Source organism: Phenylobacterium sp. (genome assembly GCF_046463815.1).
In the GTDB taxonomy this organism is placed as follows: domain Bacteria; phylum Pseudomonadota; class Alphaproteobacteria; order Caulobacterales; family Caulobacteraceae; genus Phenylobacterium.
In genome coordinates this window covers 35,814-57,344 of the sequence record NZ_JBKBRO010000003.1, presented here as the reverse complement: position 1 = coordinate 57,344, position 21,531 = coordinate 35,814, and the positions used below count along the sequence as shown (strand labels likewise).

Sequence of the window (21,531 nt, the reverse complement as noted above, 5' to 3'; positions counted from 1 at the left end):
AGTGTCGAACCTGACTGAAGCCGATCTGGACTACATCCTCGCCGCCGGGCCGACCCCGGCTCCGCTCAGCGCCCCGAGGAAGTCCAGCGCGGCCCCTGCGCCCGCGCCCAAGAAGCGCGTGGGGGTCGCGGACGAAGCCTTCAGGGCCGTCCTCGGGGGTCTCCGTGACAGCGCCCAAGGCACCCTCGACGCCATCGACGACCTGGCTGCGGCTACCGACGAGGCGATCTACCGGCGCACCGGCGTCGGCTCCTACATCCTGACCGGCCGCCATGCCCGCAACGGCGTGATCGAGCTGGTCTCCAAGGCAGAGGCCGAGCGCCGCAGCGGCAAGACCGCAGGCTTCAACGCGAAGACCTGGGTGCCGAAGGTCGAGGAGAACCAAAGCACCGCCGGGCGGATCACCCGCGACATCGTGGAGTTCGGCTCCTCGTTCGCCGGGGGTGCCCGCGCGCTGCGCGGCATGGCCGCCCTCGGCACCGTGGGCCGGTTCTCGCGGCCGGTCGCGGCCGGTGCCGCCGCCGCCTTCGTGGACGTGAAGCCCATGGAGGGGAACCTCGCCAACCTGGCCAAGGAGCTGGGCATCAAGGACAACGTCCTGGCCGAGGCCCTGGCGGTGGACGAGGACGACAGCGCCCTGGAGGCGCGCTTCAAGAACGCCGCCTCGGACGCGGTGACCGGCGTGGCCTTCGACGCCGCGCTCTCCACCCTGGTCAAGGGCGTGCGCTACGTGCGCGGCCTGCGGCAGGCGAAGGAGTCGGTAGAGGCCCAGGCGGCTGTCCCCGAGGAAGCCCTGCGGCACGCCCCCGAGTTCGACGAGCGGGCCGCCCAGGCGGTCGCCACCGAGGCTGACGCGAGCCTCCCCAAGGGTGCGGGAAAAACCGCGCCTGAGGCCGCCCCGAAGGCGGGCGAGCAGCTCTCCCTGTTCGACGACCTCCCGGCAGCCGCCCGGCCTGACCCGGTGGACGAGCTGGAGCAGTCCCTGTTCAACATCCCCTCGAAGGTCCGCAGCCTCGATGAGGCTGGCCTGCGGGCGCTCGCCCAGGCCTACCACCAGGGCAAGGACTTCGAGGTGCTGGATCGCCTGGGGCTCGACCCCACGCGCATCGACTTCGCCAAGGTGCTGGCCGACGACGTGGGCCTGGACCGCGTCCACGAGCTGGTGGCCAGGATCGCTGAGGCGACACAGCCGCTGGCCATGGAGGCGGGCTCGAAGCCGCGCTCCTGGCGCAACACCGCCATGCTCGCCAACATCATCGGCGCGAGCGAGGGCCAGCTGGTCGCCACCTTCAAGGGCAAGACCCAGCTGCTCGACGCCTACGCCTGGGGAGCCCGGCAGCTGCTCGGCGGGTCCGCCGCCCGGCTGACCGCCCTGGCTGAGCAGGCCCGCGCCTTCGTCAACGACCCGACCAGCCCCAAGTACGTCGAGTTCCTCAAGGCGCTCGAAGCGCACGCCGCTCTGCAGGCGCAGTTCAAGGCCGCCACCAGCAACCTGGGTCGCGCCCTGAACAGCCTGAAGGGCACCGCCACCGCCAAGAACGCGGTCGAGCAGGCGGCCCGCATCCGCGCCCTGGCCCCCGACGCCAACGTTGACGGGGTGACCAAGGGGGTGAACTCGGCCGAGGACGCCCTGCGTGCCCTCGGGGACGCCAAGAGCCCGCGCGACCGGCGGCTCCTGATCGAGAAGATCATCCGAGCCAAGGGCGACACCGAGAAGGTGACGAAGCTGGCCGAGCGGTACTCCGGTCCCCAGCGGTGGCAGCGCGCCATCCGCGAGTACGTCACCGGCAACCTGTTCTCGGTCGGCACCGGAGCGGTGAACATCGTCTCCACCGCCGGGCACATGGTCTTCCGCTCGCTGGCCCGCGTCCCGGTCCATGCCCTGGCCTACGCCACCGGCAAGGCTGGGGGCCGCGAGTTCGTCGCCGCCCGCGTGGCTGACACCGCCTACTTCGGCACCATCGTGCCCGCCTTCGGGCGCGGCATGGCCCAGGTCATCCGGCTCCTGTCGGACGACCTCACCGAGGAGGTGCAGGGTCTCGCCGGGTCCTTCGGCAGCAACGCCCTGGAGGGCACGCTCGGGTCCTTCCGCAAGTGGATGGACGACCGCTACGGGGCCTACACGCCCCGGTACGAGCGGGTGGACGCCACGCGCGCCAAGGAGTGGCGGGCCTCGAAGGAGCAGATCGACGCCATCATGGACAACACGGACCAGCTCCCGGCCATCATGCGCCTGGGTCTGCGTGGCCTGATCGGCATCGGCACTGCCTCCTTCAACTTCGCCGGTACGGCGGCCCGGTCCATCCGCCTTGCCACCATCGACGTGGCCGACGAGCTGTTCGGCACCGTCTCCGAGCATGCCACCAAGGCCGCTGAGGCCGCCCGGCTGGCCGCCCTTGAGGCGTACGACCGGGGCCTCCAGGGGGACGAGCTGTCCAAGTACGTCCGCCAGCGCGCCGACGTGCTGCTCAAGCACACCTCCACGGAGCTGATCGAGCGCGCCGAGCGGCTGGTCGCCCTCGGTGCCCGGCCCGACAGCGACGAGGTGTACGAGCTGGCGTCCGAAGCGACCCGCGCTCTGCAGATCGAGACCGTCTCTCGGGACGAAGCCCACAAGCTCCTGTTCCAAGACGACCTCGATTGGGAGCTGAGCCAGAAGGCCGCCCGGCTGCTACCGCACCTCGACGGCCACACCGGCCTGATCTTCCCCTTCATCAAGACCCCGATGAAGATCCTTGAGACGACCCTCGGGGAGTACACGCCCCTCGGGCTGCTCCAGCGGCAGACCCGCGAGCGCCTCACGTCGGGCACCTTCGACGCCCAGGTGGCGATCTCGCAGATGGCCCTCGGCACCATGTCCATCGCCTCGGCGGTGGCCCTGGCGCAGGCGGGCGTGATTGTGGGTCACGACGGCGGGCCGCGCTCCTCCAGCCGGATGGAGCGACCGAGCTACTCGATGAAGGTGGGCGACACCTGGGTCGAGTTCAGCCGCTTCGACCCGGCGGGCATCCTGCTGGGCCTGGGGGCTGACATCTACGAGCAGATGACGGCGGCCGACGGTGAGGACGACGAGCCGAACCGCTGGCAGTGGGAGCGCGCCTTCTCGGCGATGGCTCTCGCGATCAACCGCAACATCCTCTCGAAGACCTGGCTGACCAGCGCCCGCGACCTCGTGGCCGCCGCGTCCGCGCAGAACGACGCCGAGGCGTCCGCCGCTCTCGACCGGCTGAAGACCAACATGGTCCAGAAGTTCGTCCCCGCCGGGGGCGTCATGCGCTGGTGGGAGGGCGAGGACTCGGGCGTCCTGCGGGAAGCCCAGACCATGTGGGAACGGGTCAAGGCCAGCACCGCGTGGTCCGACGAGCTGCCTGTCCGCCGCGACACCCTCCTGGGCCGCCCGGTCACCTACGACCGGGTCCTCGGCATCCAGGCGGGGAGCGACAAGGACGACCCGCTCATCCGCGAGCTGTCCGACCTCCACTTCGACCTCGCGCCGAACACCCGGCGCTTCCGTGGGGTGGAGCTGACGGCGAAGCAGATGTCCCGCCTCAAGGAGCTGCGGGGGCAGATCGTCGTGGACAGCAGCGGGCTCACCTTCGAGGAGCAGCTGCGGGACCTGATCGCCAGCCCTGACTGGCAGGAGATGGACCGGCGGACCCGCATCCGCACCGTCCAGCGCCTGCGCGACGACTACCACGACATCGCCATCGAGGCCCTCCGCGAGGAGGACCCCGAGTTCGACCACGCGGTCGGGGCGGTGAAGCTCCGGCGCAAGCTGGAGAAGCAGGGCTACTCGGAGCCCGAGATCAGTGCCGAGCTGCAACGCTTCAAGGAGGAAGTCCTAGGCCAGTGAGTCTGGTCCCCGCGACCCACGTCTCGTACGTGGCGGCTGCGGATCAACGGGAGTTCGACGTGAGCTTCCCGTACCTGCACGCTGACCACGTCGAGGTCGTGGTCGGTGGGATCGTGCAGCCCCTCTCCGGGTACGAGTGGGTCAGCCCCACCCGTATCCGGCTGAAGGTGCCGCCGGTCGCTGGAACCGCAGTGACTCTGCGGCGGCGCACGCCCATCGACCAAGCCATCGTCACCTTCCGCAACGGCTCTGTCCTCACCGAGGAGGAGCTGAACAAGTCCGTCCTCCAAGTCCTGTATGTACAACAGGAGCTGCTCGACCTCTACACGAACAGCCTGGACCGGGCGAAGGTCCGCCTGGGGGACAACCTGGGCGTCATCGTGGACCCGGACGCCATCATGGACCAGCTGGTCCAGATGGTCCTGGCGGACGAGCTGCTCGCCGAGCTGCGTACCCGGATCGACGACATCAACGGCGTCGCTACTGCCCTGATCGAGGAGCAGCTGCGGACGCACAACCTGAAGCAGGGCGTGAACGTCATCCGCGACGAAGTGCGCGTGGTGAAGGACGCCCAAGGCGAGACCGCATCGGTCCTCGACCTCCTGGTCGTCAAGGCACCTGACGGGAACAGCCTGACCCTTCGGGAGGACAAGGTCTACCGGGGGAACGGGGAGAGCCTCGCCCAGACCTTCAGCGCGGTGCAGACGAACATCGACGCCGTGCAGGCCAGCGTCACCGAGCTGGAGAGCGCCACGGTCGGTCCCGAGGGGGCCGTCACGAAGCTCCAGACCAGCCTCGGTGCGTTCGATGAGGTCGGCGGCGGGTTCATCCTGAATGACCTGCTGGTGAAGCGGTCGAACGGCGAGAGCCTGGCCGAGTCCTTCAACGGCATCACGGCCCGCCTGGGCGACGCTGAGGCTGCCGTGGTTGAGAACCAGGAGGCCATCGCCGACGAGGCCTCTGCGCGGGCGACCGCGATCTCCGGGCTCCAAGCCCAGGTCAACGGGTTCAGCTCCAGCATCACCATCCTGCAACAGGTGGACGCCCAGCTGGGTGCCCGCTGGGGCGTCGCGCTGGACGCCAACGGGAACGTCTCGGGCGTCGTGATGAACAACGGCGGCCAGGGCAAGAGCAGCTTCGACGTGGTGGCCGACAGGTTCGCCATCATCAACCCCGGCGCGCCGAACCAGCGCATCGTCCCGTTCTCGGTGGTGGACGGCTACGCCAACTTCGCCCAGCCGATCTCGGTCTACAAGGTCGGGGCCACCCACAAGGCGGTCCTCGGGCCGGGCTTCGGGGCGTCGGGCAACTGCGTCCTGTGGTTCGGGCCGTCGTGGGTCGCGGTCGCTGCGGCCACCATCGACAACTCGATCTTCTGTCTGACCACGGATGGACAGATCAAGTTCCCGACCAGCGGCGGCGGGGGTATCCCTCCCATCGTCCTGAGCGTCCCCTTCAACCAGACCAGCACGACTAGCCGGTCGGTGACGGTGACTCCGATGAACGGCTCGGCCCCTTACAACTGGCGCTGGACCTTCAACGGCCTCGACAGCAACGCCGCCCAGTGGGGCATCAGCGTCGTGTCCACGTCCGGTGTCGCCTCGGACACCTTCACGGTGACCATCAATCAGCGCCCGCCGCCCGGCGAGTTCGTGAACGCCTACCTGACGGTGTTCTGCGAGGACTCCTCTGGGGCGTACCTGCCGTCCACCCGGTCGGTGACCATCCGCTTTAACGGCTAACCCCCCCAACAAGGAACCCTGATGGCTGAGACCATCCCCAGCGCCACCCCGGCGCTGCTGACCCAGCGCATCTCCAACCTGCTCGACTGGGCTGAGACCCGCGACGGAAAGTGGACCGCCTGGGTCACCGGGACCCCCACCGGGGGACCCAGCGGCGACGGTCGCTACCCACTGCCCTACGACGAGGACGAGGACGTTCTCATCGAGTGCCCGGCCCTGCTGGCCGACATGGTCAGCGGCCCGGCCGCTGCGGCCGAGGCTGCCGTCGCGGCGGCCGAGGCCGCCAGAGACGCGGCCATCGCGGCGTCCACCGGGGTCGTCGCCGAGCGCGAGGCGGCGCAGGCTGCGATGAACGCGGCCATCGCTGCTCGCGACCTGGCGCTTTCCTACCGCGATCAGTCGGGCACCCACGCGGCCAACGCTAACGCGGACCGCCAGGCGGCCGAGCAGGCCCGCGCCGACGCCCAGGAGATCCTGGCGACTATCCAGACGACCGTCGAGCAGGTCCAGGGCGTGGGCGAGCAAGCGGCCCAGGTGGCCGCCCATGCCGCCCAGGTGGCCTCGGACAAGGCCGAGGTGGACGCTGACCGGATCGCCGCCCAGCAGGCCGCCGCAGACGCACAGGCGGCTCTGGCGGGCATCCAAGACGTGGCCGAGGACGCCGCCCAGGTGGCGACCGACCGCGTCGCAGTCGAGGCCGTCCTGACGGACGTGACCGCGAGGCAGGCTGACGTGGCCGACAAGGCCGCCCAGGTCGCCGCCGACGTGGACACCGTAGCCGCCGACAAGGCCCTCGTGGCCGCAGACCGCGCCGCCGCCGAGCAGGCCAAGATCGACGCCCAGGCGGCAGCTGCCAGCGTGGATGGCCCGGCCCTTCAGGCGCAGATCGACACCCTGGACGGTCGCGTGGACGCGCACGACACCCAGCTCGTGGAGCTGGCGTCGTCGGCCTCCGACCCCAAGACGATCATGCGCATCATGCTCGCCATCGCGGAGCTGAAGGCGAACCAGTGGGGCACTCCGAACGGCCTGACGGACGACTTCGTGGACCAGGACGGCGTGGACGCGGCGGCGTCTGTTGGCGAGGTCTACGACAGCACCGGTAAGCTGTTCAAGAACACCCCCGCCGTGCCGGGGGATGCCTCCGTCCAGAACGCCACCAGCGGCGACTCGACCGTTTCGGCGTCGTCTGCATACCCAGGATACGGGGCGTACATGGCCTTCGACGGGAGCTATGTCACGGATAGTGGGGGCAACGCCTGGTTCAGCAACGACGGGAACCTGGGCCACTGGATCAAACGCGACTTCACGGTCCAGAAGGCCTGGACCCGCTATTACATCGCCGTCCTTGGTCCCTCCTTAGCCCCAGCGGCATGGAACCTCCAGGGTTCCAACGACAACTCTACGTGGACGACCGTCGATAGTCGCTCAGACCAGACTGGGTGGGCAGCGGGGTCTGCGGGCGAGCGCGAGTTCACCATCGCGAACCCCGGCGCGTACCGCTACTACCGCCTCGTTATCACCGCCAAGGCTGGCGCGGGCGGTTCTGGCGGTGTCTATAGTGTCCAAGAGCTTCGGTTCAGTACCGAGCCGACGCCCGCAGGAGCCCTGGACCTGCGCTCGGTTGCCTACACGGCCCTCGCGTCTCCCACGAAGGCCAGCGCGCTGGTAATCGCCAAGGCCAGCGCCGCCTTCACGCTCAACAGCGACCTCGCAGCTTACGTGAGTAGGGATAACGGCGCGACGTGGACCAAACTCACCCTGACGGCCCGTGAGGCCATATCCGGCTTCACCGTCTACGAGGCCCTCAACACCGACCTCTCGGCCCAGCCGAGCGGAACGGCGATGAGGTGGCGCGTGGTCGGCGCGTCCGGCTGGTCCTGGGAAGTCGGGGCGGTCGCCTTCCTCTGGAACTAATACACACATGCCCACCATCATCGGAAACGCCTCGCTGGGCGGCCTCACGGCCCCCGGCGGGGTCCGCCGGTACATCCCGAAGGTCGTCTTCATGCAGCGAATGGCGGCCTCAGCGCGGATCGCTGTGCGGCAAGCGGCTAAGACCGACCCCTACATCGAGGACTTCCTCGATCTCCTGGCCGCCACCATCGAGGTTAACCTCGACGACCCAGACACCCTGGCTGGCGTCCAGTACCTCGTCGCGTCCGAACTGCTGACCCAGACGGAGGCCGAGGCTCTCCTGGCGTGAGTAGCTTCACTGCTGCGGCGTGGGAGCCGACCGGCGAGAAGGACGAAGGTCGTCCCCTCTACGCCATCCGTGGCGCGGAAGGGGACGGCTTCGACTTCTACATCGGCTACAAAGGCTCCAGCCTGTGGGTCCACGTCCCCGAGGGCTTCCTGACGGACGGTCCCTCGATCCCCGGCATCGTCCGTTGGGCGATCCCCAAGTCCGTCATCGAGAAGACCCTGAAGTCGGCTGCGGTCCACGACCTCCTGTGCGAGGACCCGCGCTTCGAGCGCCACGAAGCCGACGCCATCTTCCTCACCGCCATGTACGCCGAGGGCACGCCCGCCTTCTGGCGCGAGGTCTTCTTCAATGCGGTGAGGACCAACAAGTCCAAGGCCCGCCGTAACCCCGACGAGCTGGTCTTACCCGCCACCTCAAAAGACCGGACTATCCCGTTGTGAAGACTCAAGAAAATGGCCCGCGCTACATGCTCGGTGTCATCTCTGGGAAGATCGACCTGATCCTCCTGAACCAGGCCGAGGAGAAGCGCCAGAACGAGGCGCGCTTCGCCAAGATCGAGGCCCGCCAGGACGCGACCGAGGAAGACGTGGCCGCGCTGAAGCGGGACCGCGCCTGGGTCCTGGGGGCCGCTGCCACGGTGTCGGCGCTCGGCGCGACCGTCGCTGGCTGGCTGGGGTTCGGTAAGTGACCGGCCGCGCCTCCGAGGCGCTGCTCGACCTCCTGCACGGGCTCGCCGCAGACAGCCTGCGGGAGGAGCTGGAGCGCGCCCTGACCCGCGCCCGCGAGAACCCCGACAACCCCCAATGCGCGGTGAACCCGCAGCTCCTCGACAAGGTGCTGAAGTTCCTGGCGCAGAACGGCGTCAACGCCCCCGCGTCCTCCCCCAAGGTGGACCGCCTGGCTGCCCAGCTGGCCGACCTCGATCTCGATGAGGTCGCCCTGTCTCGGCATTAACCCAGAGGCCGCGTTTTCCCAGCCTTCCAGGCCCCTCACGGGTCCGCAGGTACTACCCTAGCTGCCACCCCCGTTGAGGGGCCTGCACGCCCAGAAAACCGGGCCTCGCAGCCCCATCCGAATGAACTCCAAGGACATCCTCCAGAGGAGCTTCCTGAAGTTCCTCTGGTACGTGTTCACGCACGTCCTGATGCTGCCGCAGCCGACGCGCGTGCAGCTCGACATCGCCCGGTACCTAGAGGGCGGCCCGCTCAAGCGGTTCATCCAGGCCTTCCGGGGCGTCGGCAAGTCCTTCCTGACGTGCTGCTACGTGGTGTGGCGGCTCTGGAAGAACCCCAACCTCAAGATCCTGATCGTCTCGGCGAACGAGAAGCTGGCGCTCGAAAACGCCACGCTCATCAAGCTCATCATCGACCACCCGGCGGGCGACGACCTGTGGCCCGAGCTGCGGACCCAGCGCGGCCAGCGGTCCTCGACCATGGCCTTCGACGTGGGCTGCTGCGTCCCCGACAAGTCGCCCTCGGTGAAGGTGGTCGGCATCACCGGCCAGCTGACCGGCTCGCGCTCCGACATCCTGATCTCGGACGACGTGGAGGTCCCGAAGAACTCCGCGACCGAGGCGATGCGCGACAAGCTCCGCGAGCTGACGGCCGAGTACGCGGCCATCGCCAAGCCCGGCTCCGAGATCATCTGGCTGGGCACCCCGCAGTCCCACGAGTCGATCTACCGGGGCATGCGGGAGCGCGGCTACGACATCCGCATCTGGCCCGCCAGGTACCCCACGGCCGACCGTATGGCCTACTACGGGGGGAACCTCGCGCCGCTCCTGCTGGCCGACCTAGAGGCGGACCCGAAGCTCGCCATCCCGGTCGGCACGAAGACCGGCGGCAAGCCGACCGACCCCGCCCGCTTCTCCGACCTCGATCTTCTGTCGCGGGAGGAGGAGTACCGGGAGGCCGGGTTCCTCCTGCAGTACCAGCTCGACACGTCCCTCTCGGACGCCGACAAGTTCCCCCTGAAGACCCGCAACCTGATCGTCCTCGACGTGGACGTGAAGGTCGCCCCGGTGCGGATGGTGTGGGGCAGCGGCCCTGACCAAGTCCTCAAGGACTACGCCAACGTCGGCTTCGACGGCGACCGCCTCTGCCGCCCGATGTGGGTGTCCCCCGACTTCGTCCCCTTCACCGGGTCGGTGATGTACGTGGACCCCTCGGGCCGGGGCCGGGACGAGACCGGCTACTGCGTGACCAAGTTCCTCAACGGCTACGTCTTCGTCCGCCGCTGGGGCGGCTTCAGGGACGGCTTCGGCGAGGAGACCCTCCGAGCCCTGGCGGACATCGCCGCCGAGGAGGAGGCCAACCTCATCATGTGCGAGGACAACATGGGCGACGGCATGTTCCGCCGCCTGCTGGAGCCGTACGTGACCCGCCGCCGACCCACCCCCATCGAGGGGTATAAGGTCACCGGCCAGAAGGAACTCCGCATCCTCAGCGCGCTGGAGCCCGCCCTGGCCCAGCACCGGGTGGTGATCGACGCCACCGTCGTCCGCACCGACCTGGCTAACCCCGAGGTGATCCGCCGGGGCCTCTACCAGCTGACCCACCTGACCTCCCAGCGGGGAGCCCTCAGGCACGACGACCGGGTCGAAGTCCTGGCCGCCGCAGTCAAGCACTGGGCGGACCACATGAACGCTGACGCCCTCAAGGCCGAGGAGGCCTGGAAGCGGAAGCAGGACGAGGCCTGGGAGAAGGAGTTCTTCAAGGGCACCATCCTCGGCCACCACTACCAGAGCCAGGCCAACGGTCCCCGCCGGGCAGCCGGAAGGCAAGTCCGGAGGACAGCCCGCAGGGGAGCCTCAAGGAGGATCAGCTGGTGACCCTCAGGGGATACTCTGGTGGGAGGATGATGAGGTAGAAACCTCAGGTATAAGACCCTTAGGTATACCTATAGGTATTACGTAGAGAGGGGTGGTCTCTTTTCAAGGGGCCACCCCCTCAATCGTTTGGGGGTCACTCACGCGAAACCCCATACGTGGGGACGAGCGCCCGACTTCCCCCCGTAGGGGGTGGTGGTCTCAGGCCCGCCGGGCCGACCCTCTGGGCGGCCTGGAGGCATACACCCTGGCACGATTGGCGGCCGTGCCGATGCCAACCCATTGGAAAGCCTCAGGTTTGATGGCACAGGCTGTGCCAGTGGAGCCGAGAGGCGAGCCGCTGGGCGGCCTAGTGGGTGCCGCTGGGTGTCCGCTGGGCGGCCGATGAGTGCGAGCGCGCCCTTGGGCTGCCCTGCTTTTTTCGACCTGGGTGCGCCCTGCTGGCCGCCCTTGGGGCCGCCTGCTAGGCTGCCCGCATGCTGACGCTGGGCGAGTGTGTGGAGCGCGGGGGTGCGGTTCCTGATCGGCTGCCGCTGCGGGGCGCAACGCTGGGAGGCTGCGGACGACGTGCTGGGCAACCCTGCGCGGACCATCTAGGAACTGCAGTGGCGTGGGTTCTGGCGCTGCGCTTCGTGCGGCGGGCTACCGGCCGTCATGGTCTACGCTTGGGATGCGGGGATGGACCGCCAGCTTGAGCGATGGGGGCCTGAGGGGCTCACCGACTGACCGCGCGTTCGCGCGTACACGAGTGGCGGCCCTGAGGGGTCTCCTGAGGGCTAAGCCATTGATTTTCCTGCTCACGTTTTCGTGATCGAGTTAGCCCAGATACTGGGTTGACCCCGCCTTCGGCATCCGTATCTTGGGGCCATCGACGGACGGCGACACCGCCACCGCCGAGAGGGCCGGAAGGCCCGACGACTTGGCCCACCGAGCGCCCCTGATTGGCAACGGGCTAGGCGAAGAGCCTGTGAGGCGGAAGCCTCCGAAGGACGGGGACACGCGCCATCCCGCTAGAGCCGTAGCCAACCGCGCCGAACGTCTGGCCAATACCTGCATTAACCCAGCCTTTCGGCTGCCCTTCGGGGCGGCCGGGAGGCTGTCTGCCGAGCCGCCTGCGGGCGGTTCCGCTGACAGTCTCAAGGGGAGCCTGAACATGTCCAACGGGGTGATCCTGTACGAAGGCCCTAGCGCCCTCGACGGCGCGCCCATCGTGGTGATCGCTACCGGCCTCGATGGCCGCACCCGGAACGAAAAGACGGGGGCCATGGTCCAGACTTGGATCATGCGCCAGGACGTGCCGCCGCACGTCGCCGTCAAGACGGGCCAGGACGCGAGCGTCTGTGGCGACTGCATCCACCGCCCGGCCAACGGCGGGTCCTGCTACGTCAAGGTCTTCCAAGCGCCGCTCTCGGTCTGGAACGCCTACCGGCGCGGGGTCTATGCCCGCCCGGCCGCGCCCTTCGCCGACCTGTTCGCTGGCCGCATGGTGCGCCTGGGGTCCTACGGTGACCCGGCCGCCGCGCCGCTGGCGCTCTGGCTGGACGTGACCTTCAAGGCCGCTGGCTGGACCGGCTACACGCACCAATGGCGGGTCGCCGAGCCCGGCTTCCAGCGCCTCTGCATGGCGTCCGCTGACAGCCCCGAGGAAGCCCTGGAGGCTCGCGCTGCGGGCTGGCGCACGTTCCGCGTCCGCGCCGACGCCACGGCCGAACCGCTGGAGCCCAAGCGGGAGTTCGTCTGCCCGGCCTCGAAGGAAGCCGGATACCGGACGGACTGCGCCGCCTGCCGGGCCTGCATGGGGACCGCCGCCAAGGCGAAGGCCTCGCCCGTCATCATCGCCCACGGCGCGATCGCCCGGCGCTTCATCGTGCGCCGCGTGGCCGCCGCCGCCTGAAACCTGCATTAGCCCAGAGGTTCGCCCATGGCTGCCCGCCTGTCCAACCCTGTCCTGTTCTACGGCGATCGCATGGCCGCCGTGGACAACGAAGGCTCGATCCTGGCCCTGGCCGTGCGCGAGCCACACCAATGGACTGTCTACACATGGTCCGAAGCCCACGGCTGGCTTCCGAACGTGGGCTGCCGCCTCAAGCGCGAGGCCGAACGCTGGCTTCGCCGCTTCGACCCCAACGCCTGACAACCTGAGAGCAAGCCGATGCCCCGCTTCCGCATCCGCGAGAACGCGCCCACCCGTGACGCCCATGGCCGCCGCTACGGCCCGACCTTCGATCTCCTGCAGAGCGACGGGCCGGGCTGGCGCTTCGTGGCCGCCTTCGGGGATCGCGAGGCCGCCGAGGCTGCCCGCATCGCCCGCCAGCGCCTGTGGTCGGAGGCCGCCCGCTGGGCGGTGGCTGCCTGATGCGCCGCCCTAGCCAAGCCGCGCCCGGCCGCCGGGTCTACGCCTACCGCAACCTGCACAAGGGGTGCTGGTCGCTCCGCGCCCTGGACGGGCCGGATCGGGGCCGCGTGATCGCGCACGCTGACGACGTGGCGCTCGCCGCCTGCGAGTTCCGGGTCTCCGAGAAGGTGCGCCAGCGCGTCCTGCGGGAGCGCAAGAAGTACGTCCACGCGGGGGTCGTCGGGCACGTCCTGGCCGCCGCGCCTGACTACCAGCGGGCCGGGAAGCGGCTCCGCTACAATCCCTACGAGGGACCCTCTTTCACCGCCGATGGCGCGCCTGTCCGCGCCGCCGATGTCGTCCGCCTGGGTGCGGACGGCCGATGCCAAGCATGGGGAACCGCCCAATGAAGATCGCTGAGAAGCCGCTGCGCGTCCTCGTGGCGTGCGAGTTCTCGGGCACCGTGCGCCGCGCCTTCGCCGCGCTGGGGCACGACGCCTGGAGCTGCGACCTCCTGCCTGCGGAGGATGGCAGCAACAAGCACATCGTGGGCGATGCCCGCGCCTACCTGAACGACGGGTGGGACCTGCTCATGGTCGCTCACCCGCCCTGCACCCGGCTCTGTAACTCGGGTGTCCGCTGGCTGTTCGCGCCCCCGCCCGGCCGCACCAGCGAGGAGATGTGGGCCGAGCTGGAGGAAGGGGCCGCCCTGTTCTCAGCCTTCTGGAACGCTCCCATCGAGCGGGTCTGCGTCGAGAACCCGATCATGCACCGGCATGCGAAGGAGCGGATCGCGAACTACCAGCCGCCCGCGCAGTTCGTGCAGCCCTGGTGGTTCGGCGAGCCGGTCTTCAAGTCCACCGGACTGTACCTACGCGGCCTGCCGCCGCTGGTCCCGACGAACGCCCTGACGCCGCCCGAGCCGGGCACCGAGGAACACAAGCGGTGGTCCCGCATCCACCGCGCCTCGGGCTGGGGCAAGAACGCCGAGACCCGCTGGCGCGAACGCTCGCGCTTCTTCCCAGGCATCGCCCGCGCAATGGCCGAGCAATGGGGCGGGGATGCCGAAGCTGGCCTGATGGAGGCTGCCTGATGGCCCGCTACGCCGAGGACCAGGACCCCACGATCTACGATCTGATCGACGAGGGGATGGACGACAACATCGACCTCATCATGCGCCAGCTGTTCACGGACGAGGACGTGGACGTGATCGTCCGCGCCCTCACGCTCTACGCCATGGCGCTCGCCAAGGAACACCCTCGGCGCGCCCGAGCGGAGGCCGTGCTGGCCGCCATCAAGGGACCGGAGGCATGAGCGCCTTCGACCGCCGAGCGTACGAGGAGGACGGGCACTGGCTCGCCCTCCGCTACGAGTGCGACTGCGGCACCACCTGGCACGACGAGTGGTCCTGCGAGGTGGACGACGAGTGCCCGAGCTGCGGCACCGACTGCAGCCCGACCGACAGCGAGGAGCTGGAGGTCGAGGCCTGATGCAAGACGCCTTGTCGATCCGGCGGGCCACCGACGAGCTGATCGCCCAGGCCCGCACCATGGAGCCGCTGAAGGCGGCCCGAGAACTGCGGGAGCGCGCCCGCCGCGCGCACCGCGCCATGTACCGCTGCAAGGGGGACGCCTTCGCCCTGGCCGAGGCGCGCGAGCGCCTGGACGCCGAGGCCGACCGCCTCCTCGCCACCCTGCACTAGGAGACACCGATGTTCATCGTGACCGACGCCTACGGGCGTTCCCTTGGGCTGCCTGCCTATCGCTCGCGCCGCGCTGCCGCGCAGGCTGCTCGCTCCCTGCGGATGGTCTGCGGGGGCCGGTATGCGGTGCGCGAGGCTGGCCGATGATGGACCGCCACCGCTGGATCTTCCTGGCCCTCGCCCTGGTCGCCTTCGCGGCGGCCCTCTGGATCGCCCTCAACCCGACCGCTACGCCATGACCCTCGCCATCTTCCGCTTCACGCACCACGACCCCGAGCAGCACTTCTTCAACGTGCTGGTGGACCTCGACGTGGTCGGGGCCGACGCGCCGACGCTCCTCGCTCGGGCTCGGGACTACGCCTACGAGCTGAACGACTTCTACACGGCGGACTTCGCCGCCGCCTTCATCCAGGCGAACCGCAACGGGCCGGGCTCGGTCTGCATGCTGCCCTCGGGGAGCTGGCAGGCGAGCGCCCCGGCGGACGTGGAGTTCGTCTTCACGACGGTCCAGCTCAAGACCGGGCACGTTCGCGTCTTCGGGGAGGCCTCGTTCTGGGACCCCGACACTGAGGAGTGGCGCATCGTCAAGTTGTGGGATGCCCCACTCAAGCGTGTAGAACAACGAGACGCAAGGGTGGAAGCTTGACCAATGCTGACGAGGGAGTCAGGTTTCGGGATAAGCCCAGAGGCTGTCTTGACGAGGCTTCTGGGCTAGTGCATCAAACGAGAGTGACTATGGCTACTTCCACGCCGCCGCCCAGAATGGGGGCGATCTTGGTGGCGGCTCTTGCCGCCCTAGGGCTCACAGTAGTGGGCTTGTTCTGGAAGACTTTCGTCTGGGTAGCGGCGGCGCTATCGGCGCTGCTGATCCTGGCGATCATCCTCCGAACGTCTGGCAGGAAATCAGGGCGACTGCCTTAGCGGCTCTCACCTGACTTCGACATTAACCTGCCAACGGGGGGAGGATGGACATCATCTCGCCTGAGGCCATCAGTGAGGTGGCCTTGCAACTGACGACTACGAGTACGACCAAGGGTGTACGGGACAATGGTACTCACCAAGGGCCAAGCGGAAGCTCAAGCCTCGACCGACCAGGGGGGCTCCGACAAGCTTCTCTCGACTTCCGCAGACGCCTTCGAGCACTTGGCGGCGGTGATGCAGATCATCGCTGAAGCGGTGCCCGCACGCTGCTCTACGCGCCAAGTGCTGGCGTTCTGCATCATCGTCTACGCCAACGCGAAGGGTCAGTCCGTGACCCTCTCTCAGGTGCGTGAGACGGCGGGCGAAGGCCTGGGCCAGAGCATCGAGAAGACCATCCAGATGTTCTTCGCACCCTCCAAGCAGCAGCCCGACGCGCTCGGGTGGCTGGAACAGGAGGTCGATGAAGACGACCGCCGCAAGAAGTACCTGAAGCTGACTGCGCGGGGTCGCCACGTCGCGAACGAGATCACTCGCGCGCTCGCCGACTAACCAGCGGCTGACCTAAGGGAGAACCAGATGCAGCTACGCCGGAAGCCCTCCGGCGTCTGGGTCGTCGACTACCTCGACGACAAAGGCAGACGCCGCCGAGTTTCCACCGGGTGCAAGGACAAGCGGGAAGCCCAGAAGCGAGCCCGCGAGATCGTCAACGGCATCGACGTGCCGCCCGCACCGGACGAGCAACCCCCACGTCCCGGCTCGGCCGAAGCGAAGGGCACGACGATGGCACAGCTGTTCGATCTGTGCTGCAAGGGCCAAGGCCCCTGGTCGCCCCGCCGCGCCAAGTCCCAGAGGACCATCGCTTCCAACATCAAGATCCTCTCGGGGCTGATCGGGTCCATGCCGATCACGGAGGTGACCTACCAGCACCTCCGTCAGCTTCAACGGGACCTGTTCGCTCGGGGCTACGCCCCTGCGACCGTGAAGCGGAAGATGGATGCGGTCGGTCGGGCACTCACCTTCGCCGAGGAGGAGGGCCTGATCCCCGTCCGCCCGAAGATGCCGCAGACCGAGGTGGACAACATCCAAGAGCGCATCCTCGACGAGGCCGAGGAGGTGGCGGTGTTCGCCGCCATCGAGAAGCGCGTGAAGGCCGAGCCGTCCCGGCAGTGGCTCCGCTTCAAGCACCTGATCCGGTTCCTGCTGGACACCGGGTGCCGCCTCAGCGAGCCGCTGCAGGCAACCACGGGGTGGATCACTGCCCACCAGGGCGAGCCCGTGATCGAGATACCCGGATGGGCGACGAAGACCGGGAAGGGCCGCACGGTCCCCCTCACCGCAGCCATCGTGGAGAGCCTGCCGTACCTGCGGATCACGGCGGTTAACGACCGCCTGTTCGACATGAAGCCAGCCAACGTCTGGTACATGTGGAACACGATCCGCGAGGACGTGAAGGCGCAGAACCCGAAGCTGAACATCGACGATGTGAAGCTGCACACGCTGCGCCACACCTGCCTGACGCGCCTGCTGCGTGGCGGCTTCCCGCTCCACAAGGTCAGCATCTGGGCTGGCCATGCGGACGTGAAGATCACCATGGACCGCTACACCAAGGTGAACTCGGGCGAGCTGCTGGAGGGGGCGGGCATCCTCAACCGGGCGTCCGCAGGTTCCCATCTTAAGGTGGTGTCTGCATAAGCGCAGATACTGCGCCATCGAGGGTGACAATCTTAGCCCAGCCAATCGTGCCAGATTGGCACCCCAAGGTGCCAAAAAGTGTAATGAAAACAGAGGGGGGATGGCGGTGACGGAGGGATTCGAACCCTCGATACGCTTTCACGTATGACGATTTAGCAAACCGTTGCCTTCAGCCACTCGGCCACGTCACCAGCTCGCCGGGCGGAAGACCGCCCCGCAAGGAGGGGCGTTATTAGCGGACCCGGGCCGATCTGCCTAGACGGTCCGGCAGGGCAAAACACGCTTTCGGGCTCAGCCCTGGCTCAACCCTGGGCCAGCCACTGGCGCGCCTGGCGCTGGGCCTCGGCGACCTCGTCGGACGCCATCTCGTCGGCCAGTTCCTTGCGGTAGACCTTGGCCTCGACCGAGCCGCGCATGGCGGCCAGGTTGAACAGCATGTGGGCCGAGACATAGTCCAGCGGCGCGCCGCCCTGTCCGGTGGAGTAGAGCAGTCCCAGGCGGAACAGCTCGTCGCCCGTCGCGTCCGGCTTCGGGAGCGGCAGGCCTTCGCTCTTCATCTCCATGCTCGCCAGCATGTTTCGCTTCCCTGTCGCGGCCGGAGGACCCGGTTCTCGGGACCCTTCCCCGGCTCTGCGAAGCACAGGAAACCAAGCTTAAGCTGAACGGATGGTTAAACGGGCTGTTGTCGGCGCTTCATCTCAAGACAAGACCACAGAATTCGGCGTCTCGACTGGCGGGTTCCCTCGGCGGCGGCCCGCCGAGGTTCACCATTCTGGGTAACTGGACTACCGCGCCCGCTGGCCGAACAGCACGCGGCGGGCCTCCTCGGCCTCCTTGCCCGAGGCCTGCAGGCCGGGGCCGCGGCGCAGGTGGTCGCCCCTGGCCAGCGCCCGCTTCACCGCATCGCGGGCCAGCACCCGCTCGTGCCAGGCCTTCACGTTCGGAAACTCGTCCAGGTGGATGCCGAGGACCGGCCAGGCGGAGGCCCAGGGCGCGGTCGCCATGTCGGCGATGGAATAGTCGCCGGCCAGGTAGTCACGGCCGGCCAGGCGCTTCTCCAGCACGCCGTAGAGGCGGTGGACCTCGTTGGAATAGCGGTTGGCGCCATAGGCCAGATGGCGCTGGTCCCTGGTGACGGCGGGCGCGTAGTTGCGGAAGTGGTTGGCCTGGCCGCTGTTGGGGCCGAAGTTGGCCATCTGCCACATCAGCCATTCCTCGACGGCGACGCGGCCGCGCTCGTCCGCGCCGTAGAACTGGCCGGTCTTGCGGCCGAGATACTGGAGAATGGCGCCGGATTCGAAGACCGAGATGGGCTGGCCGCCGGGGCCGTCCGGATCGACGATGGCCGGCATGCGGTTGTTCGGGCTGATCGCCAGGAACTCGGGCTTGAACTGGTCGCCACGGCCGATGTTCACCGGCACGATCTCATAGGGCAGCCCCATCTCCTCCAGCGCGATGGTCACCTTGTGCCCGTTGGGCGTGGGCCAGTAGTGGACCTCGATCGGCTGAGCCATGGCGTTCCTTTCGTCTCGTTCTTCCGGAGAGCCCTCGCCGCCTAAGATGGCGGCCCGCACGCCTGTGGCAAGCCGCCGCAGAGATGTTCCCCAGCGTAAGCCGGCTCTCCGCCACGAACGAACTTGCGTTCAGACCCAGTTCAGGCGTTTGCGGAGACAAAGGAGCCTCGAGGACGCCAACTTTGGAAAGTCTGCAGCGATGAGACGCCTGCTCCTGACGCTCGCCGCGCTGGCGGCGACGGCCGGCGCGCCGTTCGCCGTCGACGCCGCGTTCGCCAAAGACAATGGCCCCAGGGGCAGGGGCCACGGCGGCGGAAGCTGGAAGGGCGCCCAGGGCCATGGTCGCGGCCCGGAGGGCCGGCGCTGGGAGCGCCCGGACTACGGCAGCCCGCCGCCGCCCCTACCGCCCCGGACCGTGCGGCCGGGCGGCTACCTGCCGCCGCAATACCGGGGCGCCCCGGTCGAGGACTATCCGCGCTACCGGCTGAGGCCGCCGCCCGAGGGCTACGCCTGGCGGCGGATGGGCGACGCCTTCGTCCTGATGGACCGCAACGGCCGGGTCTTCGACATCATCCCAGACTAGGTTCCCTTCCCATTCACGGGGGGACCGTTCGCCGAGGCGAAACCGAAGAGCGAATAGTGGGAAGGGCGAACCGCAGGCCCTGAATCAGGCGCCGTGCGCACCGCCTTCCCTCTCCCGCGAGCGGGAGAAGATCGGAGGCGTCAGAGGCCCAGCTTCGCCTTCAGGAGCTGGTTGACGGCGCCCGGGTTGGCCTTGCCGCCGGTCGCCTTCATCACCTGCCCCACGAACCAGCCGATGGCCTGGGGCTTGTCCTTCACGGCGGCGGCCTGGCCGGGATTGGCGGCGATCAGATCGTCGACGATCTTCTCCAGCGCGCCGGTGTCGGACACCTGGGTCAGGCCATGCAGCTCAACGATCTCGCGCGCGCCGCCCTCGCCCGCCCACATGCGCTCGAACACGTCCTTGGCGATCTTGGACGAGATCGCGCCCTCCTCGATGAGCTGGACGAGCTCGGCGACGGCGGCGGGGCCGATGGGCGATTCCGCGAAGTCCTGGGCGGTGGCCGAAAGCCTGGCCGCCAGGTCGTTGGTCACCCAGTTGGCCACCAGCTTGGCGTCGCGCCCCCTGGCCGCGGCTTCGTAGAAGTCGGCCTTGGCCCGATCCGAGATCAGCACGCCGGCGTCGTAGGCCGACAGGCCGTACTGCGCCTGGAAGCGGGCCTTCTTGGCGTCGGGCAGCTCGGGCAGCTCGGCCTCGATCTTCTTCACCCAGGCCGGGTCCAACTCCAGCGGCAGCAGGTCGGGATCGGGGAAGTAGCGGTAGTCATGCGCCTCTTCCTTCGAGCGCATGGACCGCGTCTCGCCCTTCGTGGGGTCGAACAGGCGGGTCTCCTGGTCGATCTTGCCGCCGTCTTCCAGGATCTCGATCTGCCGGCGCGCCTCGTACTCGATCGCCTGCTGCATGAAGCGGAACGAGTTGACGTTCTTGATCTCGCAGCGCGTGCCCAGGTGGCTGAAGTCGCCGGTCTGGCGGTACTTCTCGTAGGCGCCGGGCCGGCAGACCGAGACGTTCACGTCGGCCCGCAGATTGCCCTTCTCCATGTCGCCGTCGCACGAGCCAAGGTAGATCAGGATGGTCCGCAGCTTCTTCACATAGGCCGCCGCCTCGTCCGACGAGCGCATGTCGGGCCGCGACACGATCTCCATCAGGGCCGTGCCGGCGCGGTTCAGGTCGACATAGGTGAAGTTCGGATCCTGGTCGTGCAGGCTCTTGCCGGCGTCCTGCTCCAGGTGCAGCCGCTCGATCCGGACGGTGAAGGTGGAGCCGTCGTCGCGCTCGACGATGACCTCGCCCTCGCCCACGATCGGGTGCTCGTACTGGCTGATCTGATAGCCCTGCGGCAGGTCCGGATAGAAGTAGTTCTTCCGGTCGAAGCGGCTCTTCAGGTTGATCTGAGCCTTCAGGCCCAGGCCCGTGCGGATCGCCTGCTCCACGCAGTGACGGTTGATGACCGGCAGCATGCCGGGCATGGCCGCGTCCACCAGGCTGACCTGCTCGTTCGGCCCCGCGCCGAATCCCACTGCCGCACCGGAGAACAGCTTGGCGTGAGAGGCCACCTGGGCGTGGACCTCGAGGCCGAGGACGATTTCCCACGGGCCGGTGCGGCCCTGGATCAGCTTGGCGTTTGCGACTTCGCTCATGGCCGCTTCCCTAGCGCCGCGCGGCCGGAAGGTGAAGGCCGCTCACACAGCCTCTTGCGCAAAGGCCACGAATTGGACTCAAGCTGCGGCGCAGCCTAACGGCGTTCACATACCCCGGGGGAAGGAAGACCCATGAAGACCATCGCTCTCGCCGCCGTCGCCGCGGCCCTGATCGCGGGCCCCGCGCTCGCCCAAGACCATTCGGCCCATGCCGCGGCCCAGGCGACCGCCACGACCGGCGGCCTGTCGGTGGAGAACACCCCCATCGGCGACATCATCAAGAACGAGCAGGCCAAGGCCGCGCTCGAGAAGGCCATCCCGGCCATCGCCCAGTTCTACGACCAGATCAGCGGCATGACGCTGGCCCAGGTGGCGCCGATGAGCCAGGGCGCGCTGGATGACGCAAAGCTCAAGGAAATCCAGGCCGAGTTCGACAAGATCAAATAGGGGCGTCTTCTCCCTCCCCTCGATGGGGAGGGTGGATCCGGCGAAGCCGGAGACGGGTGGGGTGGCTGC

General features: G+C 68.4%; 24 protein-coding genes and 1 tRNA gene. 21 read left to right on the top strand and 4 right to left on the bottom strand.

Annotated features, from left to right (window positions below; all coding sequences use genetic code 11):
* The first annotated feature begins 1 nt into the window (after position 1).
* The 19 genes from ACK4TT_RS02450 to ACK4TT_RS02360 all read left to right on the top strand — a co-directional run bounded on the left by ACK4TT_RS02450 (position 2) and on the right by ACK4TT_RS02360 (position 17,278).
* Positions 2 to 3,853 (top strand): hypothetical protein, encoded by a 3,852-nt coding sequence (locus ACK4TT_RS02450; protein WP_410212309.1) that lies wholly within the window; start codon positions 2 to 4, stop codon positions 3,851 to 3,853.
* The gene (locus ACK4TT_RS02445; protein ID WP_410212308.1) at positions 3,850 to 5,595 is read left to right on the top strand and encodes a phage tail fiber protein; all 1,746 of its coding nucleotides are present in this window, start codon (positions 3,850 to 3,852) and stop codon (positions 5,593 to 5,595) included. Before ACK4TT_RS02450 ends, ACK4TT_RS02445 begins: the two co-directional genes overlap by 4 nt.
* A gap of 21 nt (positions 5,596 to 5,616) precedes the next feature.
* Positions 5,617 to 7,512, top strand: a complete 1,896-nt coding sequence (locus ACK4TT_RS02440; RefSeq protein ID WP_410212307.1) for a discoidin domain-containing protein — start codon at positions 5,617 to 5,619, stop codon at positions 7,510 to 7,512.
* A 7-nt stretch (positions 7,513 to 7,519) separates the two neighbouring features.
* Complete coding sequence (locus ACK4TT_RS02435; protein ID WP_410212306.1) at positions 7,520 to 7,801, top strand: hypothetical protein; 282 nt, start codon at positions 7,520 to 7,522, stop codon at positions 7,799 to 7,801.
* A complete protein-coding gene (locus tag ACK4TT_RS02430) occupies positions 7,798 to 8,241 on the top strand; it encodes a DUF1353 domain-containing protein (RefSeq protein WP_410212305.1) in 444 nt (147 codons plus the stop codon). Before ACK4TT_RS02435 ends, ACK4TT_RS02430 begins: the two co-directional genes overlap by 4 nt.
* 26 nt (positions 8,242 to 8,267) lie before the next feature.
* Positions 8,268 to 8,489 (top strand): hypothetical protein, encoded by a 222-nt coding sequence (locus ACK4TT_RS02425; RefSeq protein ID WP_410212304.1) that lies wholly within the window; start codon positions 8,268 to 8,270, stop codon positions 8,487 to 8,489.
* On the top strand, positions 8,486 to 8,755 hold the full coding sequence (locus ACK4TT_RS02420; RefSeq protein ID WP_410212303.1) for a hypothetical protein: 270 nt from the start codon (positions 8,486 to 8,488) through the stop codon (positions 8,753 to 8,755). The genes ACK4TT_RS02425 and ACK4TT_RS02420 overlap by 4 nt, the downstream gene beginning before the upstream one ends.
* A 121-nt stretch (positions 8,756 to 8,876) precedes the next feature.
* Positions 8,877 to 10,631, top strand: a complete 1,755-nt coding sequence (gene terL, locus ACK4TT_RS02415; protein ID WP_410212302.1) for a phage terminase large subunit — start codon at positions 8,877 to 8,879, stop codon at positions 10,629 to 10,631.
* 1,150 nt (positions 10,632 to 11,781) lie between these two features.
* Positions 11,782 to 12,522 carry a hypothetical protein gene (locus ACK4TT_RS02410; protein WP_410212301.1) on the top strand — a complete coding sequence of 247 codons (741 nt, stop codon included), beginning with the start codon at positions 11,782 to 11,784 and terminating at the stop codon, positions 12,520 to 12,522.
* 27 nt (positions 12,523 to 12,549) lie between these two features.
* The gene (locus ACK4TT_RS02405) at positions 12,550 to 12,762 is read left to right on the top strand and encodes a hypothetical protein (protein ID WP_410212300.1); all 213 of its coding nucleotides are present in this window, start codon (positions 12,550 to 12,552) and stop codon (positions 12,760 to 12,762) included.
* 18 nt (positions 12,763 to 12,780) lie between these two features.
* Positions 12,781 to 12,984 (top strand): hypothetical protein, encoded by a 204-nt coding sequence (locus ACK4TT_RS02400; protein ID WP_410212299.1) that lies wholly within the window; start codon positions 12,781 to 12,783, stop codon positions 12,982 to 12,984.
* Positions 12,984 to 13,373 carry a hypothetical protein gene (locus tag ACK4TT_RS02395; protein WP_410212298.1) on the top strand — a complete coding sequence of 130 codons (390 nt, stop codon included), beginning with the start codon at positions 12,984 to 12,986 and terminating at the stop codon, positions 13,371 to 13,373. Before ACK4TT_RS02400 ends, ACK4TT_RS02395 begins: the two co-directional genes overlap by 1 nt.
* Positions 13,370 to 14,056 carry a hypothetical protein gene (locus ACK4TT_RS02390; protein WP_410212297.1) on the top strand — a complete coding sequence of 229 codons (687 nt, stop codon included), beginning with the start codon at positions 13,370 to 13,372 and terminating at the stop codon, positions 14,054 to 14,056. The genes ACK4TT_RS02395 and ACK4TT_RS02390 overlap by 4 nt, the downstream gene beginning before the upstream one ends.
* On the top strand, positions 14,056 to 14,277 hold the full coding sequence (locus ACK4TT_RS02385; protein ID WP_410212296.1) for a hypothetical protein: 222 nt from the start codon (positions 14,056 to 14,058) through the stop codon (positions 14,275 to 14,277). The genes ACK4TT_RS02390 and ACK4TT_RS02385 overlap by 1 nt, the downstream gene beginning before the upstream one ends.
* A complete protein-coding gene (locus tag ACK4TT_RS02380) occupies positions 14,274 to 14,453 on the top strand; it encodes a hypothetical protein (protein ID WP_410212295.1) in 180 nt (59 codons plus the stop codon). Before ACK4TT_RS02385 ends, ACK4TT_RS02380 begins: the two co-directional genes overlap by 4 nt.
* Positions 14,453 to 14,665 (top strand): hypothetical protein, encoded by a 213-nt coding sequence (locus tag ACK4TT_RS02375; protein WP_410212294.1) that lies wholly within the window; start codon positions 14,453 to 14,455, stop codon positions 14,663 to 14,665. Before ACK4TT_RS02380 ends, ACK4TT_RS02375 begins: the two co-directional genes overlap by 1 nt.
* Before the next feature lie 235 nt (positions 14,666 to 14,900).
* The gene (locus ACK4TT_RS02370) at positions 14,901 to 15,311 is read left to right on the top strand and encodes a hypothetical protein (RefSeq protein ID WP_410212293.1); all 411 of its coding nucleotides are present in this window, start codon (positions 14,901 to 14,903) and stop codon (positions 15,309 to 15,311) included.
* A 401-nt stretch (positions 15,312 to 15,712) separates the two neighbouring features.
* Positions 15,713 to 16,135, top strand: a complete 423-nt coding sequence (locus ACK4TT_RS02365; RefSeq protein ID WP_410212292.1) for a hypothetical protein — start codon at positions 15,713 to 15,715, stop codon at positions 16,133 to 16,135.
* A gap of 27 nt (positions 16,136 to 16,162) precedes the next feature.
* Entirely contained in the window at positions 16,163 to 17,278 is a 1,116-nt protein-coding gene (locus ACK4TT_RS02360; protein WP_410212291.1) for a tyrosine-type recombinase/integrase, read from the top strand.
* A gap of 101 nt (positions 17,279 to 17,379) precedes the next feature.
* Here the strand turns inward: ACK4TT_RS02360 and ACK4TT_RS02355 are convergent.
* The 3 genes from ACK4TT_RS02355 to ACK4TT_RS02345 form a co-directional block, all read right to left on the bottom strand.
* Positions 17,380 to 17,469 (bottom strand) — tRNA-Ser (locus ACK4TT_RS02355).
* Between the two features lie 111 nt (positions 17,470 to 17,580).
* Positions 17,581 to 17,853 (bottom strand): sel1 repeat family protein, encoded by a 273-nt coding sequence (locus ACK4TT_RS02350; protein ID WP_410212290.1) that lies wholly within the window; start codon positions 17,851 to 17,853, stop codon positions 17,581 to 17,583.
* A gap of 210 nt (positions 17,854 to 18,063) precedes the next feature.
* Positions 18,064 to 18,792 (bottom strand): glutathione S-transferase family protein, encoded by a 729-nt coding sequence (locus ACK4TT_RS02345; protein ID WP_409641019.1) that lies wholly within the window; start codon positions 18,790 to 18,792, stop codon positions 18,064 to 18,066.
* Positions 18,793 to 18,991: 199 nt separating this feature from the next.
* Between ACK4TT_RS02345 and ACK4TT_RS02340 the strand changes: the two genes are divergently transcribed.
* Positions 18,992 to 19,375: an RcnB family protein gene (locus tag ACK4TT_RS02340; RefSeq protein ID WP_410212289.1), complete on the top strand. Its 384-nt coding sequence runs from the start codon at positions 18,992 to 18,994 to the stop codon at positions 19,373 to 19,375.
* A 140-nt stretch (positions 19,376 to 19,515) separates the two neighbouring features.
* Here the strand turns inward: ACK4TT_RS02340 and gatB are convergent, their stop codons facing one another.
* Positions 19,516 to 21,015, bottom strand: a complete 1,500-nt coding sequence (gatB, locus tag ACK4TT_RS02335) for an Asp-tRNA(Asn)/Glu-tRNA(Gln) amidotransferase subunit GatB (RefSeq protein WP_409641025.1) — start codon at positions 21,013 to 21,015, stop codon at positions 19,516 to 19,518.
* Between the two features lie 132 nt (positions 21,016 to 21,147).
* On the opposite strand from gatB, the gene ACK4TT_RS02330 reads away from it, so the two are divergent.
* The gene (locus ACK4TT_RS02330; RefSeq protein WP_409641028.1) at positions 21,148 to 21,462 is read left to right on the top strand and encodes a hypothetical protein; all 315 of its coding nucleotides are present in this window, start codon (positions 21,148 to 21,150) and stop codon (positions 21,460 to 21,462) included.
* Positions 21,463 to 21,531 lie beyond the last annotated feature (69 nt).